The sequence below is a fragment of the Rhodoferax sp. ZS1R8 genome, from assembly GCF_056521325.1.
Genome location: NZ_JBWMBA010000226.1, coordinates 1 through 1,003, shown reverse-complemented (window position 1 = coordinate 1,003; position 1,003 = coordinate 1). Strand labels below are relative to the sequence as shown.

The following is a 1,003-nucleotide window of genomic DNA, read 5'->3' as shown; positions in this document are numbered from 1 at the left end:
GGAGTAGCGAACTGTTCTCAAGTCATTCGCAGGAGGTTTGCATGTCTGGTTTTTGGCGCAGCGCCATACTGTTGATCACTGCCACGCTATTCTCAAGCCTCAGCACCGGCTGCTCAACAGGAAAGGTTCATATGAACGACACCACTCTCACCAAAGACTCCATCGTCCAGTTCCTGAACCACTTCGAGGCAATCGCTGAGAAGGAGAACTTCGATCTGGTGCAGGACATGGTCCACGACAACGCAGTCTTTCGTTTCAACGACGGCGACTTTGTCGGCAAGCCGGCCGTGCGGGGCGCGTTCGAAAAAACCTGGAAAGGCAGCAATGCCAACGTCAAGAAGACGCGCTTCTACCTTACCGACATTGCGGTGCTCACCTTCGACACCAAGAGCGCAACCGCCACCTACACCTACAACTGGGAAGGCGCGATGGACGGACAGCCCTTCCGAATTCAGGACAGGGGGACGCGGGTACTGGTTATCGAAGGTGGTCGGCTGCAGATCATCCATGAACACCTGAGCCGCTACCCCAGCAAGCAATGACGCCAATGCCCCACACAGGTACCACCATCAGAAGCATGCGCGACGCCGATTGCCACGCTGTAGCGGCCCTACTCCCCGATCTGGGCTACAGCGCAACTCCCGATCAGTTGCAAGTGCGACTAACTGCGTTGCGCGAATGGCCCCACCAAGAGGCGTTTGTTGCCGAGATGGGCGGAGCACTTATTGGCCTTTGCCAAATCCAGGGCGTCCGCCTGCTGGCAAGCGAGGGGTATGCCGAGGTTCAAGCCTTGGTGGTGGCCGCCAGCCATCAGCGGCAGGGCATAGGAAACGGGCTTCTGCAGCACGCCTGCGATTGGGCCAACGCCCTTGGTTACGCGCGGGTCAGGCTGCGATCGGGTATCCACAGGGAAGCTGCGCACCGCTTTTACGAGGCCGCTGGTTTTTCCGGCTCAAAGGCCAGCTACGCGTTTGAAAGATATCGTCCGCGGACAGGCCAATGA

Annotated in this window: 2 protein-coding genes; both read left to right on the top strand. The window is 58.4% G+C overall.

The window, feature by feature from the left end; translation table 11 throughout:
- Window positions 1-131: 131 nt before the first annotated feature.
- Entirely contained in the window at window positions 132-542 is a 411-nt protein-coding gene (locus AC097P_RS25180; protein ID WP_479613137.1) for a YybH family protein, read from the top strand.
- A gap of 35 nt (window positions 543-577) precedes the next feature.
- Window positions 578-1,003, top strand: coding sequence for a GNAT family N-acetyltransferase (locus tag AC097P_RS25175; RefSeq protein WP_479613136.1), 426 nt, complete (start codon window positions 578-580; stop codon window positions 1,001-1,003).